This is a genomic window from Cryobacterium sp. Hh11, assembly GCF_004404045.1.
GTDB lineage: Bacteria > Actinomycetota > Actinomycetes > Actinomycetales > Microbacteriaceae > Cryobacterium > Cryobacterium levicorallinum.
Genome location: NZ_SOHF01000023.1, coordinates 1 through 16987, shown reverse-complemented (window position 1 = coordinate 16987; position 16987 = coordinate 1). Strand labels below are relative to the sequence as shown.

General features: G+C 60.5%; 15 protein-coding genes. 7 read left to right on the top strand and 8 right to left on the bottom strand.

What is annotated here, in order from left to right; translation table 11 throughout:
• Positions 1-124: 124 nt before the first annotated feature.
• From E3T46_RS18485 to E3T46_RS10885, 3 genes are all read right to left on the bottom strand, one after another.
• Positions 125-517, bottom strand: coding sequence for a DDE-type integrase/transposase/recombinase (locus E3T46_RS18485; protein WP_241980635.1), 393 nt, complete (start codon positions 515-517; stop codon positions 125-127).
• A complete protein-coding gene (locus E3T46_RS18480; protein ID WP_241980633.1) occupies positions 514-726 on the bottom strand; it encodes a hypothetical protein in 213 nt (70 codons plus the stop codon). Before E3T46_RS18480 ends, E3T46_RS18485 begins: the two co-directional genes overlap by 4 nt.
• A 172-nt stretch (positions 727-898) precedes the next feature.
• Positions 899-1027, bottom strand: a complete 129-nt coding sequence (locus E3T46_RS10885; protein ID WP_166790245.1) for a transposase — start codon at positions 1025-1027, stop codon at positions 899-901.
• 209 nt (positions 1028-1236) lie between these two features.
• Between E3T46_RS10885 and E3T46_RS10880 the strand changes: the two genes are divergently transcribed.
• Positions 1237-1554 (top strand): DUF6457 domain-containing protein, encoded by a 318-nt coding sequence (locus tag E3T46_RS10880; RefSeq protein ID WP_134578576.1) that lies wholly within the window; start codon positions 1237-1239, stop codon positions 1552-1554.
• A 62-nt stretch (positions 1555-1616) separates the two neighbouring features.
• On the opposite strand, the gene E3T46_RS10875 is transcribed toward E3T46_RS10880, so the two are convergent.
• On the bottom strand, positions 1617-3959 hold the full coding sequence (locus E3T46_RS10875; protein ID WP_134578575.1) for an FdhF/YdeP family oxidoreductase: 2343 nt from the start codon (positions 3957-3959) through the stop codon (positions 1617-1619).
• A 232-nt stretch (positions 3960-4191) separates the two neighbouring features.
• Between E3T46_RS10875 and E3T46_RS10870 the strand changes: the two genes are divergently transcribed.
• A protein-coding gene (locus E3T46_RS10870) for an IS3 family transposase (protein WP_134578574.1) occupies positions 4192-5375 on the top strand; the annotation gives its coding sequence in 2 pieces (ribosomal slippage) (positions 4192-4453 and positions 4453-5375; 1185 coding nt in all).
• A 167-nt stretch (positions 5376-5542) separates the two neighbouring features.
• Entirely contained in the window at positions 5543-6754 is a 1212-nt protein-coding gene (locus E3T46_RS10865) for an IS4 family transposase (RefSeq protein ID WP_134578573.1), read from the top strand.
• A gap of 1258 nt (positions 6755-8012) precedes the next feature.
• On the opposite strand, the gene E3T46_RS10850 is transcribed toward E3T46_RS10865, so the two are convergent.
• Both E3T46_RS10850 and E3T46_RS10845 read right to left on the bottom strand, forming a co-directional pair.
• Positions 8013-8255, bottom strand: a complete 243-nt coding sequence (locus E3T46_RS10850) for a hypothetical protein (RefSeq protein WP_134578571.1) — start codon at positions 8253-8255, stop codon at positions 8013-8015.
• A gap of 1163 nt (positions 8256-9418) precedes the next feature.
• A complete protein-coding gene (locus E3T46_RS10845; RefSeq protein WP_134578570.1) occupies positions 9419-9880 on the bottom strand; it encodes a hypothetical protein in 462 nt (153 codons plus the stop codon).
• Positions 9881-10643: 763 nt separating this feature from the next.
• On the opposite strand from E3T46_RS10845, the gene E3T46_RS10840 reads away from it, so the two are divergent.
• The gene (locus E3T46_RS10840) at positions 10644-10904 is read left to right on the top strand and encodes a hypothetical protein (RefSeq protein ID WP_134578569.1); all 261 of its coding nucleotides are present in this window, start codon (positions 10644-10646) and stop codon (positions 10902-10904) included.
• A 36-nt stretch (positions 10905-10940) separates the two neighbouring features.
• Positions 10941-11267, top strand: coding sequence for a transposase (locus E3T46_RS10835; RefSeq protein ID WP_134578568.1), 327 nt, complete (start codon positions 10941-10943; stop codon positions 11265-11267).
• A gap of 411 nt (positions 11268-11678) precedes the next feature.
• Here the strand turns inward: E3T46_RS10835 and E3T46_RS10830 are convergent, their stop codons facing one another.
• Positions 11679-12560 (bottom strand): universal stress protein, encoded by an 882-nt coding sequence (locus tag E3T46_RS10830; RefSeq protein ID WP_134578567.1) that lies wholly within the window; start codon positions 12558-12560, stop codon positions 11679-11681.
• Positions 12561-12718: 158 nt separating this feature from the next.
• Between E3T46_RS10830 and E3T46_RS10825 the strand changes: the two genes are divergently transcribed.
• Entirely contained in the window at positions 12719-13726 is a 1008-nt protein-coding gene (locus E3T46_RS10825; protein ID WP_166790244.1) for a universal stress protein, read from the top strand.
• A 271-nt stretch (positions 13727-13997) separates the two neighbouring features.
• Entirely contained in the window at positions 13998-15326 is a 1329-nt protein-coding gene (locus E3T46_RS10820) for a hemolysin family protein (protein WP_134578565.1), read from the top strand.
• 644 nt (positions 15327-15970) lie between these two features.
• Here E3T46_RS10820 and E3T46_RS10815 read toward each other — a convergent pair.
• Positions 15971-16174 carry a hypothetical protein gene (locus tag E3T46_RS10815; RefSeq protein WP_241977958.1) on the bottom strand — a complete coding sequence of 68 codons (204 nt, stop codon included), beginning with the start codon at positions 16172-16174 and terminating at the stop codon, positions 15971-15973.
• Positions 16175-16987: the final 813 nt, after the last annotated feature.

Genomic DNA, 16987 nt, shown 5'->3' with positions numbered 1-16987 from the left:
TGTCCTTCCGTTAGGAGCATGGATACAAGACACGCTAGACGGAAGCATTAAGCCGAGGAACAGGGCAGCGGCCCCGGAATCACAAGGGCGAACTCGCCAACCTCGGTTTAACGGTTTCCTCGGCTTAATCGGTGTGGAACACGACGCCGAGGGGGTGGCCGGTGTTGAGGAAACCGCCGTCGGCGGCCATGTCCAGGGCGTCGGTGACGATGCTGGAACGCATGTGATCGGCGAGCTGCCAGCCGACGACCATGCGCGAGCACAGGTCAATGACGGTCGCCAAATAGAGCCAGCCTTCGCCGGTGCGCAGGTAGGTGATATCGCCCACGAGACGGATCCCGGGGGTGCGGGTCTGGAAGATGCGCTTGAGCCGGTCGCGTCGGTCGGTCAGCTCGGGAGCCTGGATGGTGGTGCGCTTCCACGCCCGTGGTTGCAGGGCGACGAGGCCCTCGGCACGCATGATCTTGCCCACAGTGCCGAGGCCTACCGGGGTCCCGTCACGGCGCAGCTGCTTCACAAGACGCCGAGATCCATAGCGTCGCTTGTGTGAGTGGTGAAGAGGTCGGTGACGGCCTCGGTGAGCGAGTCGTGGCGGATGGATTGCTGGGACTGCACCCGCGTGGTCACTTCGTAATACGACGACCGTGCAACGCCCAGCAGGGCGCACATGAAAGCGACGTCGTAGTGGGCCTTCTCCTCCAGGATGAGAGCGCATTTCTCGCTCATGGTTGCATCCTCGCGAAGAAGGCTGCGGCTTTTTTAGGAATTCATTTTCCATCCGCAGCGGAGCATTCTCGGTCAACGCTTCCTTCAATTCCAGCGCTTGCGCCGGGCTCAACGGCGGCCCCGGGCGGGCCTCGTTCTCGGCGTTGAATTGCTTCACCCACAGGCCGAGGGACTAGTCCGCGATGCCGAGCTCATCGGCGACGTGCTTGACGGGCCGGCCCGTCGTGACAACGAGCTGCACGGCCTCCGCGCGAAACTGCGGGGAGAACGAGCGCTTGGGCTTCTTCTCATTGCTGGTCAATTGGTTCAACTTCCTAGATCACGACGCCGTGTCCAAGAACAGTGAAGCACGCCACGTCGTCGACACGTTGCGAGCTTTCCGTGGGGTGGGGGTCTGGTTCCGCTGCTGGCGTTGTACAAAGAGCGTCCCGGTGCAATGGTTGAGGACAACGCTACTTTCGGTGGTGAATATACCAGCGGAAGACCGCTTTCACGGATGAGGGAGAGGCTATGACGGAGTCGAACGATGAAAAGCGCGAGTTGAGTCAGTGGAGCCGCAGTCTGGCCGAGGCGCTGCAGATCCTGGATTTGGAGGTGGAAGATCAGACGATCCTGGATCTGGCGGAAAAAACATCGGGCGCTGTAAGCCCGTCCGCCGGGCCGATCAGTGCTTTCCTGGTCGGCTTCGCGGCCGGGCAGGGCGCCACGAACGGCAAGACCAGTGTTGAGGCTTCAGTGAACTCTGCCATAAACGTTGCGGAGCGCTTACTCGAGAACGAACATAACGAACATTGGGGACGTGGCGGCTGGGCCGGCACCGCCCAGTAACGTACAACAGTCAGGGCCAGGAAGTGCAGCCCGGCCCTGACTGCATGCGGCGTCTGCCGTCCCTACACCCTCGCGGGCGTTACGTCCGGGACCGTGGGGTGGGACTCCTGCTCCTGAGCGGGTTCCAGCCGGACGATGACGGCCTTGGACACCGGTGTGTTGCTGCCGTCCGCTACGTTATCCAGGGGAACGAGTACGTTCGCCTCGGGATAGTAGGCGGCAGCGCACCCCTTGGCGCTGGGATAGGAAACCACGCGGTAATTGCGTAGTACTCGCTGCGCGCCGTCATCGTGCACCCCGTGTACGTCCACCCGCTGGCCGTCTTTCAACCCCAGTTCGGCTAGGTCCTCCGCATTAACGAAGACCACATGGCGGCCATTCTTGATGCCTCGGTAACGGTCGTTGAAACCGTAGATGGTGGTGTTGAACTGGTCATGGGACCGCAGGGTCTGCAGGATCAGCGTGCCAGCCGGCCGGTCGAGAAACTCAAGTTTGTTGACGGTGATCACGGCCTTCCCCGTGGGCGTGTGGAAAGTGCGCGAGTCGCGCGGCCCGTTCGGCAGGACGAAGCCGCCATCCTTCCGGATTTTTGTGTTGTAGGCTTCGCAGCCTTCCACCACGTGCGAGATGTGTTCGCGGATCAGATCGTAGTCCTTCTCGAAACCGGCCCAGTCGGCACTGGTCTTGTCCCCTATGGTCGCCCGCGCCAAGCGGGAGACGATGGCAACCTCGGAAAGCAGGCCAGGCGCCACCGGTTCAACCTTGCCGAAGGAAGGGTGCACCGCACAGACCGTGTCTTCCACGGACACGAACTGCTCCCCCGACGCCTGCCGGTCGATCTCGCTGCGGCCCATGGTCGGCAGAATAAGCGCTTCCTTGCCCACCACCGCGTGCGAGCGGTTCAGTTTGGTGGAGATCTGGACGGTCATCTCCGTGCCGTGCATGGCGGCTTCGGCGGCATTGGTGTCCGCGATCGCCCCGACCAGATTGCCTCCCAAAGCCATGAAAAACTTAATGCCGCCCTCGCGCATGGACTGAATTGTCTTGACCGCGTCGGCACCGTGGTGAATTGGCGGCTCGAAGCCGAATTCCTTGCCCAGCGCGTCCATGAATGACGGCGGCATCTGCTCCCAGATACCCATGGTCCTGTCGCCCTGGACATTGCTGTGGCCGCGGATCGGGGAAGCGCCGGCGCCCGGCTTGCCGATGTTGCCGCGCAACAGAAGCAGGTTGATGACCTCCTTGATAGCGGCGACCCCCTTCTTCTGCTGGGTCAAACCCATCGCCCAGGTGATGATGACCCTCTCGGCCTTCAGGTAGCGGGCCGCCAATTCATCGATCTCCTCTACGCGCAGGCCGGTGGCCTCCAAGACTGCGTCCTCGTCCAGCTCCGCGAGGTGCAGTTTGAGCTCCTCCAGGCCTTCACAGTGCTCCTGAAGGAACTGGTGGTCCAGCACTGTCCCCGGGTTCTCGGCCTCGGCGTCGAGCACACGCTTGGAGACGGCCTGCAGCAGGGCCATGTCCCCGCCCAGCCGGATCTGCATGAACTGGTCGGCAATCTCGGTCCCGTGGCCGATGATGCCCTTGACCCGCTGCGGGTTCTTGTACCTTTTTAGACCCGCTTCCGGCATGGGATTGACGGCGACAATTTCCGCGCCGTTGTCCTTGGCTTCTTCCAGCGCGGTGAGCATGCGTGGATGGTTGGTGCCCGGGTTCTGTCCGATGATGATGATCAGATCGGCCTTGCCGAAATCGTCGTAGACGATGGTGGCCTTGCCGATGCCGATGGTTTGGCCCATGGCCCAGCCGGAGGATTCGTGGCACATGTTGGAGCAGTCGGGCAGATTATTGGTCCCGTAGCCGCGAACGAAGAGCTGATAGGCGAAGGCGGCCTCGTTGGAGGCGCGGCCGCTGGTGTAGAAGGCGGCCTCGTTGGGGGACTGAAGACTGTTGAGCTTGTTGCCGACGATGGAGAACGCCTTGTCCCAGCTGACGGGCCGATAGTGGTCCTCGCCGGCCGGCTTGTACACGGGTTCGGTCAGGCGTCCCTGCATGCCCAGCCAATACTCTGAGCGCGCGAGCAGGTCGCTGACCGAATGCTCGGCCCAAAAACTGGAAGATACGACAACGGGCGTCGCTTCCCAAGTGACGGCCTTGGCGCCGTTTTCGCAGAACTCGAAGGCCCTGCGATGATCCGGATCCGGCCACGCGCAGCTCATACAATCGAAGCCGTCCTTGTGGTTCATGGACAGCAGGGTCTTTCGCGTCCGCTCCACACCCATATGCTCAATGGCCGGAATCATTGAGTGCAGGACCCCTGGCATCCCGGCGGCCCAGTTCTTAGGCTTCCCGACCTCAATTTCGCTCTCTTCAGGTTCTTTCACCGGAGGATTCTCGCGCACCATGGCCCCTCTCCCTATCTTCCCGCTCTCCAAAGCAGCGACCGGAAGCGGTCCTGCACGTTCACCTCATGACTAACAGCTATAGCCAGCCATCGCAACCAAAACGATTGAATGAACCACCACTCCAACGCGGGAAGCCAGGCCGGATTCAACCGGTCGTCGCAACTGACCTGCTGCGGATATCTCGGACAGTGGGCCCTCTTAAAATGAGGGATCACTGAAAGTAGAGATCAGCATGACCGCAGCGCGGAGAAAATTTACTCAGGAGTTCAAAGACGAGCTGTGTCGCGAGGTGATCAATACCTCCAAGCCGATCAAGGACGTCGCCACCGCGTACGGCGTCGGCCCGGAGACGCTCCGGAACTGGCTCAACAAATATCGTGAGGCTAACGGCGGCACGGAAGTGGACTTGACTGTGTCGGAACGTGCCAGGTTGAAGGAACTCGAGCGGGAAGTTCACGAGCTGCGGGCGGAGACCGCTTTCTTGAAAAAAGCCAGCGCTTACTTCGCGCGGGAGCAGCGGTAGTGAGCAAGTACGAATACATCGACTCCCAAAAATCTGAGCCCACCAACCACAATTCGGTGGTGAAAATGTGCCTCTGGCTGGCCGTCTCCACGTCCGGTCTCTACCACTGGGCAATCCGGCCGCAGTCCGCAACTGCGGCCCGCCGAGAGGCCCTAATCTCCCGCATTCAACACTTCTTCGAGGAGTCCGACGGCACCTACGGATACCGCCGAATCCACGCCGACCTCGCCGCGGAGCAGACCGAGTGCTCGCCCGAGCTGGTGCGGCAGCTCATGCGCCAGATCGGCCTCGTAGCCTGCCAACCACGGCCCTTCCGCATCACGACGGAGGCCGATGCCGAGGCGGCGGCGAGCATGCCCGACCTCGTCAAACGCGACTTCGCCGCCGACCGTCCCGCAGCGAAGTTCGTCGGCGATATTACGTACATCCATACCTGGCAAGGATTCATCTATCTGGCCACCGTCATCGACTGCTATTCGAAGAAGGTCGTCGGGTGGTCCATCGCCGACCACATGCGCACCGAACTCGTCGCCGACGCCCTCCGGAACGCCGCCGCGACGACCCTGATTGAGCCTGACGCGATCTGGCACTCCGACCGCGGCAGCGTCTATACCTCGGCCGAATTTCGGGCTCTGGTGACCGGCCTGGGGATGCGGTCCTCGATGGGCCGGACCGGCGTGTGCTGGGACAACAGCATGGCCGAAAGTTTCTTCTCCATGCTCAAGAATGAGCGCGTGTACCGCACCGCCTACGCCACGAAATCACAAGCTCGCAGCGACGTCATCCGCTATATCGAAGGGTTTTACAACAGTCGACGCCGGCACTCCGCTCTCGGTTACCGCCGGCCGAATGAAGTCCACTACGGTTATCAACAGCCAGCATTGGCAGCGTAGAAGAATCCACTAATTCCGCTGTCCGAAATACCCGCGGCAGGCCAAACACCGGCTTGTTCGATCAAGGATACGTGTTGGGTTCTCAGGAGGATCGGTACCGGAATTCGCGCCGGACTCCCTAAACCTCAATACCGTTCAGTTAAGCATTTTCGTGTTACGTTGTGGTTATGGCGCGTACAGGGTGGGTGAAACCGGTCTCTGACCGTCGGTTGTCGGATTTGGTGTCGGTGGGTTTGTTGACCCGTGTATTTCCTGCTGATGTCATTGACGAGGTGGTTCAGGCCGCGGGCCGGACCGAGCAGCGCAATCGGGCGTTGCCGGCGCGGGTGATGGCGTATTTTTCAATCGGGATGGGCCTGTATGCCGAAGCGTCCTATGAGGATGTGTTTGCTCAGCTGACGGATGGGCTGTCGTGGTCAACCGGCTGGTCCGAGATGTTTGCGCCGCCGTCGAAGTCGGCCATCTTTCAGGCGCGTCGGCGGCTGGGGTTTGAACCGGTGCGGGACTTGTTTGCCCGTGTTGCACGGCCGCTGGCTGGGCCTGACACGCCGGGGTCGTGGTTGGCTGGGCGGCGTTTGATGTCCATCGATGGAACGATCCTGGATCTGGCGGATAGCGTGGTGAATGCGGAGTTCTTTGGCCGCCCGCCGGTCAGTCGGGGGGAACAATCCGCTTTCCCGCAAGCGCGCCTGGTGGCGCTGGCTGAGTGCGGGACGCATGCGATTCTGGACGCGGTGATGGGCCCGTGCACGACGTCGGAAATTGAGCTCTCCCGAGAGCTCGCTGCCCGCTTCGAGCCGGGAATGCTGGTCCTGGCCGACCGCGGCTTCTACGGCTTCCGGCTCTGGGCGCAGGCGGCAGCGACGGGTGCTGATCTGCTCTGGCGGGTCAAGACGAACCTCCGCCCTCGGTACCAGGAGACCCTCGCTGACGGGTCCTGGCTGGCAACGATCATTCCGACCTCCGGCACGGGGCGGCAGTCGACAACACCCTTGACCGTGCGGGTCGTGGACTACACAATCGACGACGGACGCGACAATCCTGACTCCTACCGGCTGCTGACCACGATCCTGGATTCGGCCGAGGCCTCGGCAGAGGAACTCGCGACGGTGTATTCCGAACGGTGGGAGATCGAGACGGTGTTTGACGAGTTGAAAACCCACCAACGCGGCCCACGCATGGTGATGCGTTCCAAATCCCCCGACCTGGTCAAACAGGAAATCTGGGGCCACCTGTGCTGCCACTACGCGATCCGCACCCTCATGGTCGACGCTGCCCAGCACGCTCACCGCGACCCTGACCGGGTTTCCTTCGTTGCCGCACTCCGCATCGCCCGCCGCTCCGTGGCACAGGGAGCTTTTTCCCCCTCCGCAGCCTGACCACGCCACAGCAGTCTGGCGTCATGCGGTCCGCGCCCTCGTCCGGAGGCTGAATCCCGCGCGCCGACGACGATCAAACCCTCGCGTCATCAAACGCAAAGTCTCGAAATGGCCCGCCAAACGCTTCCACCACGCCCACTGGCCACAACCCGCCCACGAGCCAGAAATCACCATTCAAGTACTTAACTGAACGGTATTGAGGCTTAGTACCTCCCACTCAACTTCGCGTGCGAGGCCCTGCGGACACGGAGCCAGGCTTCGTCCACGATTCCAACTGGCACCGTCGGATAGAGGGCGGCTCCACTTCATCAATATCAATGCCCACCATGTCAGTCTGAAAGAGGGGGTCAAGGCGGAAACGGGCGAGCACTTCGACGAGGCAAGCAAACAGGCTCGAGCCTGTGTAGATCGTGCGGTAGGCCGAGTCGAGTGCGTCCCAGCGCGGGTTGAATCGTCCGTCGATGGCGTGAGCCCAGTCGACCCAGTCCCACGGTTCTGGCCCGTACCCAATCCGCCACACTTCACCGGGGTCGGTGCGAACGGCCAGACGGTTGGCGGTGTCCGAAGTGATCTCCACTATCCGACGGCAGCGAACGCGCGCGCAGCGGCCAGCACGCGAGGACCGACTTCGTCTGGGTTGCCCTCACGGATGAGCCGCGCCGGCGCCGTGTCCTCGAGCTGGGGGTTCATCCCCTGAAACCAGGCCTGGACGACCCGCGCATGGTCCCGCTCGGTGAGCAGGCCGGCGACCTGGTAAGCAAGCCTCGGCCGGTGGCTTGCGGGTGCCCTCGGCCCACTGCCGTACGGCCCGGGTTTCCGTGACGGACCCCAGGTAAGCCACCAGTTGTGCGCCCAGGAGCTCGCGCAGCTGCCCGACAAGTTCAGTGATGTCCGAACGAATGGAAATCTCGTATGCCCGCAGTCCGGGGGTGGTTGGTGACATGTCATTAACCTAAGGTTTTGCCACAGCAGATGCTATCTATACACCATCTGCAATCCCACCCTATATGACCGATGATGTCGATTATGTCAACAGGTAAAGTGGTTATTGCAGAATCTGCCGAATAGGGCTCCCGTCATGTCCTGTCTCATCTAAGTTAAGTTAGTCTCATTTTTGATACGCACGCTGCTTGGCAGCCAGGGACAGCTTGGACCGAGCCGCTCCTGCTTCATCTGGACCTCGCAGCGTGAACACATCAGGGTTTCGTGCCCGGAGCTGAGTGAATCGGCGAGTTGGCGTCAACGCCGTGGATAAAATCTAAGTCGGGGAGACTGACGCAAACGAGGCGACCGCCGACTCGAAATGATCGAACATGACGTGCCGTCTCGGCGCCTCTATGTTCATGACTTCAAAAGCAGAACCTCGTTTTTCGATGTAACCGAGCACCTTCTCGGGTGACCTTTCGTGGCAGCGGCGATCGCCCACACGCCATTCATGATCGGACAGATTGCGGACCTCGAGATCTCCTGTTGCGCACGGTTCATGAGCTTGATTCGACATTGAATCTCCTTCGTAATGAGCGGTCCGGACCGGCGGTACCTCAACCAACTCCGATGCCGCTTGCATCTCCCACCCAACATAGCCCCCTCCCCTGGCGGCATGCCGTTGCCAGCACATGCAGCGCCAACCAATTGCCGTCATCGGGGACAGCGCCGCGCAGAGTCCGAACCGACTTCACGCAGACGGTGTTACCGGCGGTTCCGGTGTTGCCGGCAGTCTGAGCCAATTTTGGCCAAGTTCTTGATCTATTCGGGCCCACACTCAATCGAACTTTTGGCGTTGCGGACCTGCCGAACACAGCATCTCGTAACCCTGCGGTTTGGAGCCTTGGCTTAAACGGAAGGTTTCTTCTGCAGGGTCGCCACAAGCTTGCGTTCATATCCGATGAACTCGCCGCACTCACCTCAGCCGGGGACGGAAGCGTGGCCTGTCTCATAGTCGCCGCCGTGGTCAACAGCGTCGCCGCCTGCCCTACTATCTACGCTGGCTGACAGCGATGTTCTCCCGAGGGTCCGCGCTTCCTTTTCCCAGCGACCTCATCACCCATCGCACGCTGCAGCACGCAGGCAGGCAGCGCGACTGGACAGGTCGCTCAGCCCTCACCGAAGCAGTATCCGTGCCCATTCTCGGCATGTCGCTGGCAGCATCCTGTCCATCGTCGGCGGCGTAGTCCAGCCGACGCTGCAACACTCGATTCGATCAGGCAAGAGCCGAAGCGTGCACACACTGGGCTGACCGCGTTCCTCATCGCCGGCGCCTTGCTCTGCGACCCGCCCATCGCTGCCGCCGAGAAGGCGCGAAACCCTCACTAGCACAGTGCTATTTCTCAGAAAATACCGGTCAGGCCGTGCTTGAACGCACCGCTTCAAGAACTTTTTCTCTCTGGCCTGTAAAACTGGAATGTCACTATTTGGATGAAAGCAGCACGGAGTTGATCGTGTCCCCCGGCTAGTTCTTCTCCCGGCCTAGCCTCGGAAGCGTGACCCAGTGGTGGCGCTTGGCGTGCTGACTGTCGTCGCCGTGGTTCGATCACCCGATCATCCGATCACGCAGCCGGGAGGTCGATCTTCCTGGTCAACACGAAACGTCCCGCTGGGCGTTGCCAGATTTAGGCGACTACAACGGCTCGCTATCGGTAATGCATACAGGCGGCCAATAGGTCATTATTCAAAGTTCTTCATTGGGGCAGCAAACTCGGTTACGGGGCCGTCAGAAGGACAAGACCTGAGTTCCACGGAAAACGTTCGTTCGTTGTCCTCAGGGGTGACAGGAACCGAATTCACCTTGATCACCAATTCCTCTACGCCATCACGCTGCCAACGATGTGAGGGATTGGCAACTTCTAGAACAGCTACTGGATCACCGACTTGAATGCCGTCAACGGTCTCGATTCCTATTCCGTGGACCTCTGCCGCCGTGACGTGCATGATGATCGCCGGGTTGGTGGGACGTTGCGCAGGCCCGTCCGTGCCGATCGACACTCCGCTCCAGTCGTAGTCAACCGAGGGGATGCCTTCATAGGTAGTCATGACGGGTTCTCCCCCGAATATAGCCGTGAGCGCAGCGACCACAGGTTCAATGGGTTCGAAATAACCGAACTCATCACCCTTCGTTCCATCGTCCAAGACGACCTGGATACTACTCGCAGACACAACCAAATGGTCCGGCGTGGCACGAGCCTCAAGGCTCGCCCCTTTCTCATCTGTGGTCGTTGAAGTAACCGCTGGAGCCGGAATATTCGCCTGAGGCCCAATCGAGGAACAACCGGTTAAGATCACAGCCAGAGCTGCGACAGCTGCGAAGAGCGTTCCCCTACTCATAAGTTCCCCGTTCGCTTAAGTTCCGTTCACCGTATCAGGAGCCCGGAAGACGTCTGGCTTGCGCACACTGACGAACCAAACCCGTTCGTCGGGGACACCGCGGTTGATTCCGCCGTCCGACTTACGGGCGCAATTGCGGCACGATGCGACTGAACAGGTCGGCAGACGCGTGCGGTCGCGCGCGATGGTGCACGCATGCTGTCACAGTCGCTGCGACTGCGACAGCGTCCCGACACCGGCGTGATACCCGCCGCGTTGGGCCGGACAGACATCGTTTCGTTCCTGAACCGCTTGGCCTACCTCGTCTCGACGGGAAAGATCAGCACCGACGCTCGGATCCGAATCACATGTGAGGTCCGCTTCGTGCTCACGACGATTCGCGCGTTGGGACTCACCACCCCATCAGTTCCACCACCGCCGACGTGACCATCGCCCAACAGGTGTAGGTTCGCGACCGCCCCCAGACACACCGGTGTGCGATCTGAAATTGTTACCCACCGACCGGAGGAACGCCAACGGTCACAAATCACTCGCCGCGTTCAGCGTCGCTTTCCACCACCGATCATGGATGAGCGCCTTGCCGGTATTGCACACCAGCGATGGGATCGAATTCGATAAGAGCCGCGACGTTCTCTACGCTTATCGGCACACCTCTGCTCAGCGCCACGCCGACGCCGGGGTGGCCATCGATGTCCTCCGCGAACTCATGGATCATCGCACGCTCGACACCACCAGTGACTACTACCAAGTCGGACAGCAGCGTCGCCGGGACGCCGTCGGTGAGGTCATCGTCCCCTTCGGTGTTTGCACCGAACCGTCCAACGTTTAAGCCGACGGCCAGGCGTGTCCCTACAGATTTCGCTGCGTGGGCTGCGACCACTTTCGCACCGATGTGTCATACCTGCCGGACTTGAACGCCCACCTCGCTGATCTGCTTCGCAACCGCGAGAGATTACTCGCCACCCAGGATTTGGAGGGCTGGGCCCGCGACGAAGCGTTCCCGTCCCAGACCGAAATCACTCGCATTCGCCAGCTGATCAGCAAGGTCGAAGCCGGACTTGACCTGCTCACCCCGGCGCACCGCACCGAAGTTGAGTTCGCCGTGACCCTCCCACGCCGCCACCGAACTGTGTTACTCGGGATGCCCCAGGTCCGCCAGCCCCATCCCGATATCCGGTTGGAACGCCAATGAACCTCGCCGAACTGCCACCAAACGTACGGACCGCCGCCGCCATCATGGCCGCCGCTCAGAGCCGCCGATCGATTTCGAGACGTCAGTGGTCGGGCATCGCGAAGGATGCCGCAAACGTGGCCCGTATTGAAACGTGGTTTCGACAGGATCGGTTTCGGGTCCTAGTTTCGGTTCCTGATCGCAGCGTCGAGTGCGCTCATGAGCTGTGACAGTCGCGAACTTCCCCGCGGTGCGACCGGATACCGACGAAGCACATCGGGAAGGGGAAGAATGGGTTGCGCTGCGAGTGCACTGATGGCTCCCCTGCCCGCACTCTCATCGCCACCCGCTTTCAGCTCGGCCGGACTCTCATCGCTTAACCCGTGTCCACTAACCGGGGGCAAGGCTAACCCGGCCGCTCCAGCGGAATCGCTATTTACCGTGCTCGGCGTTCGGTATGAGCAGAGGCACGTCGGCTGGGTGCGGCACGACCACGACCGGGCACGGCATACTGATCAGCAAGTCGTGAGCTATCGAGCCGAGTAACAGCCCAGCTATCATCCTTCGTCCGTGGGTGCCTACCACGACCATTTCAGCGTGCTCCGCCGCACCCGTAAGGACCAACGCAGCAGATCCCTGTTCGAGGGTGTCTCGCACCACCAGGGTCGGATGCTCGGCGCGGACCCGTTCGACCACGCCTGCCAGAACCTCAGCGTGCGCCATCCGTATCTCGTCATAAGAACTAGCACCAGCGCTCAACCATCCGAGAGCGAGCAGGGTGGGGATGCGCCACGCATGCACGATCGACAGTTCACGCCCGAGCCGCTCGGCCTCCCGAGCGGCGAAGGCCACCGCACGGTGAGAGGTTTCGTCGTCATCCACGCCGACGACGACGGAACCGTTACGAGGCGTCCAGTCCGTGGGCACGATAACGAGGGGGCAGCTCACCCCGGCTGCGATCTGGTGGCGCAATGTTCCATAGAGGGAGCCCGCGGCCTCACGCGTACCGATAACCAGCAGATCGGCATCAGCGGCGGAATTCAGCAACTCCTGGAGCGGTGCGCCTCGTCGTACCGACGTCATCACCTGCACGGCGGGCGCGTCGCGTCTCACCCGACTCGCGGAATCCATCAACATCTGCTCGTAAGCAGGAAGAACCCGATCCTTCGCAATCGTCGTCGGCAACCTTGCCAGATCGATGACAGTGGTCAGTTCCAGAGATATCTGAAGGATGCGGGCACGCTCAATCACCCAGTCGAGCGCAGCGGGACTTCCCGTGCCGCCGTTTAGCGCGAGAACAATTGTCTCGGCCATACCGTTTCCTCTCCTCGATCTTATGGAGAATTAGTGCTCGAATAGGCCTCCAGTGTAACGGACACTGTTCGCCAGAACAGAAGTCGGGCCGGACGGGCACCCCTGAAATGGTGCAACAAACGTCGCTCCTTTTCCCTCGACTATGCAAGGCTGTGAGTATGCACAATGTGATTCTGGTTGGCGTTGATGGCTCGTCGAACAGCAATAGAGCTCTGGATTGGGCAATTGTCGAGGCTAATATTCGCAACTGGTCATTGCGATTAGTGAGCACGTTTCCCTCAACTTTTGTCGCGGATCCCATTGTCGGAGCGAGCTATGCACTGGCCGCAAGACAAGAAGCCCAAGCCGTCCTTGACCAGGCAACGAAACGCGCAGAAGATCAAGGCGTTCGCACCGAAGCGCATGTTGAGTCCGGTGATGCCACCAACGTTCTGGTCGAACATTCCGAAACCACCAAACTGGCCGTAGTCGGCAAACGCGGCAGAAAAGGCTTTGTCGGGCGACTGTTGGGTAGCGTCTCATCGGGCCTGGCGGCCCACTCACACTGTCCCACTGTCGTGGTCCCGCAGGGGCACGACACCACTGCAACCGAGTTGGAAGACGGTCAAGGCACTCGTGGTGCCCCCCGCAACGAACGCGGCGAACAGAGCACGATGCAGCCAACCTTCTTCGAAGCAGTGAATGCCGAAGACCCACCGCGGCAGCAGGAAAGCGCACTTAATGGTCTTTCCTTTACTGGTCAAATCGTGATCGCGGTTGACTCGGGTATGCAGGGCCCCGCCTTATGGGAAGCTGCAGAAATGGCGCGCGTCCACGGCAAACCACTTGCACTGGTGTCCGTGACAGGTGCACCCGTCGGCGACTTGGGTTGGTCGCCGCCCGTGAAAGATTCGGATCCCTATCACGAAGAGGAACTAGCAAAGTTGACCCGCGTCATCACTGCGGTCGCAGCACGGTACCCCGACGTGAAGGCCAGCCCGCATCTCTTCATAGGAAAGCCAGCAGAAGTTCTTGTTCACACGACGCAAACCGCCGACTTGGTCGTGCTCGGAACCCGGGGCCTCGGCGGATTCCCCGGACTGCTCTTAGGCTCCGTTAGCCAAGCCGTGCTGCACCATGGACGATCGCCCATGATGGTAGTCCCTGGAGCGAATACGGTGAGTTAGCAGCGAGCCTGCGATCGGGCTGCAGCCGCGCCAATTTTGTTCAGCGTCAAGTCTCTTGCAACTCATGGGATACGAGGCGTCGCAATGCCGGTCTTCAGTTGGCTCATGATCGTTCCAGTAAGGAACACGCAATCGGGCAATCTCAAATCCAGCTTTCTGCCGGAGACCTTTGGTACCTTGTACGCATGCATCAGACTCCTCAAGAGTCATCTCCCGACGGTCATAGACCCCGCGTCTCGACCCCGACCTCCATGTCGACGGTCGAGACATTATGAACGGCGATCTCGTACTAAACATCGCCCTCGTCCTCATCTTCGTTCTGATCGGCGGGGTTTTCGCAGCCACGGAGATGGCGCTCGTCACGCTCCGTGATAGCCAACTCAACGCAATCGCGGCCCGCGGGCGGCGCGGCGAGAAGGTCGCGGCTCTGGCGCGCAACCCCAATCGGTTTCTCGCAGCCGTACAGATCGGCGTTACTGTAGCCGGGTTTGCATCCGCCGCTTACGGGGCCGCCTCAATCGCCCCATCGGTAGCCCCGTTATTCGTCGCTCTGGGCCTCAATGGAGCGCTCGCTGCTACGGTTGCCACGCTCGCGCTCACCCTAGTGATCGCGTATCTGTCCCTGGTGCTCGGTGAGCTCGCCCCCAAACGTCTCGCGATCCAGCGCAACTCAGCGTTCGCCTATGCAGTCGCGCCCGCACTTAATGGGTTTGCGATCGCGATGCGCCCGGTTATCTGGCTGCTGTCGAGGTCGACGAACGTGATCGTGCGTCTACTCGGCGGAGACCCACACAAAACCAGTGAGGAGATGACCGAGGAGGAACTGCGAGACATCGTTTCAAGCCATGAGGGGCTACCCGAAGACGAACGGCGGATCCTCGACGACGTGCTCTCTTTGCGGCACCGCCAGCTCAGCGAGATTATGCGTCCTCGTCCCGAAGTCGCAGCCCTGGACGGCACGGTACCCATTCGCGAGGTCTTTACCGAGGTGCATGATCTGCCGTATTCGCGATACCCGGTAGTCGATCGCACCATCGACGACATCGTCGGCTTTGTCCACGTGCGCGACCTCTACGAGATGATCGCAAAGAATCCCGACACGCAGGTTCGCGAAATCATGCGTCCTATCTTGTACTTCCCCGCGACCGCGCGTGTGCTCCCGACTCTCACGATGATGAGAGCAGAAAAACATCAGATCGCCGTTATCGTCGATGAGTACGGCGGAACCGACGGCATCGTCACCCTCGAGGACCTCGTAGAGGAAGTTGTAGGCGAAATCTTCGACGAGTACGACACCGAGTCTCCCGTAGGCGACCTCCAGTCAGAGGGAGGGGTACTTGACGGTCGCCTCAATTTCCAGGACTTTGAAGAGGTGACCGGCGTGCGGTTGCCCGTAAGCGCGTCCGATACCGTAGCCGGTTTCGTGATCGAACGGCTCGGACGTCTCGCGCGGACCGGTGATGTCGTCCACCTCAACGACATCAGTCTGCAGGTCACGGCGATGGATCGCCGGCGCATTTCGGAACTACTCATCGTCCCGCGCAAAGAGACGCCGTCACCGCCATCTCAGGAAGCCAGTGCGGACACTACGCCGAGCTGATCTAACAGTCCTAAACGGTGACGCAATCGCCCCACACACCGGGTGCCAGCAGGAGCGTTGACAGGTCGGCCGGCACGAAAAGGACTTGCTGATAGCCACGAGGCCCACTTCGCCAATCTCAATGAGGGCGGCGGCATCGGCTGGGGCGACCGGGCTGAGACGCATCCGCCGCTCAGCTTCGCAGGAGGCCGATCACGATAACCATGTCGACGAGAGGCAAAAAACCAAATTAATGGACGCCATTCCATTTTACCTGGCCACCCGAATATCCGCCGAGAACGCCGGACCCAAGCCGGACGTGTCTCCGCCTTACGATTTCAGTGAAATGGCTATATCTAAATCGCGCCTGGCCGCCAGCAATGGAGCAGTTCCTATCTCACTGAGAATCGTAAGCCTGACGTGTCTGCTAGGAAAACAGTCCTGTTTTCGATCCACACAACGCCGCGGAGGCACGGTCGCTCGTAACCGAAGTGTGTCAAAACCCANAGGGTCTTGTATCTCGTGCGATACGAAACAGGTCAGTTATGAGACACCACAGTCGTGAGAACTGGGGCAGCCTGGTCGACCTGGAACAGGCATTTCTATGTGTGGAAGACTCGAGAGTAGAGGGGATCTCCATGGGTGCGGGCAGCCTTGAGAGCGCATCAGGTCGGTCCCGGTTCGGAGTATTCTTCGTGCGAGATCGCACGGAGGATGCGGATGGTGCCGTCCAGGCCAGTGCCTGCACGGGTGCTGGTCTTGGCAAGTTGGCGAGGGGCTTCCAGCACTGGGAGCGACGTCGTTGTGCTCCGGCTGACCCGGGTTACTCCGCCAGTGCGGGCAGTGAGGTAGCCCTCGGATTCAAGCACTTTGTACGCCTTAGCGACGGTGCCAGGAGCGACATCGAGATCCTCCGCGAGCTGACGAACCAAGGGACGGCGCCCCTCGGCGTGCCCACAAGCGCGGAGTGGAACCTTCTCAGTCGGAGCTGCTCGTCCCCGTCCCTTTGACGATTTGGAGTAGTTGGACCCGCTCGTCGGGCGTCAGGGTTTCGCCCACTGAATGACGAGATGGTCGGATCTGTAGAAGTCGGCATGGCTGTAAATGACAGACTGTCGCGCACGGTCGAGGGACTGATACCGGTAGGTGCTGAACCGCACGATTGAGTGGGTGCTCAAGTCCTCAAATACTCAGTACTCACCGACATCGAAAAAAGAGAGATGCCCATGCTGGGCGAGGACGGAACTCAAATAGCCGCTTAATCGTCGCCCACATGAAAATTCCGTTGACTATTTCCGGATGGAGTTGACGCCGCGAGTTATCTCCGCCAATCTGAGTTTCACACGACATCTGGTTCGTGAGCATCGGGGGGAAAATGATGTTTCGAAAATGGGCGGGTGGATCGTATCGCCTGCGAGACCAGCCATTTAATGAACCGCTGCCCGGGGTAATTGTTCCGCGCGTGAAGTCAACGCAACGCATGTTTTGACCTCTCTCCGAGGGGGTCCCCGCAGACGCCCCGCGTTCCTTTCGACGTCAATCATTGTCGTCACAGCCCTTCTGTTGATAGGTTGCTCATCGGCATCGATCACGCCGGCGGTTCGAGACACAGTCGCGATCGCTCTCGTCGATAGCGGCCTCAACGATGAAAACGTCGACTTTAGCTGTTTTCATGTTTTCGA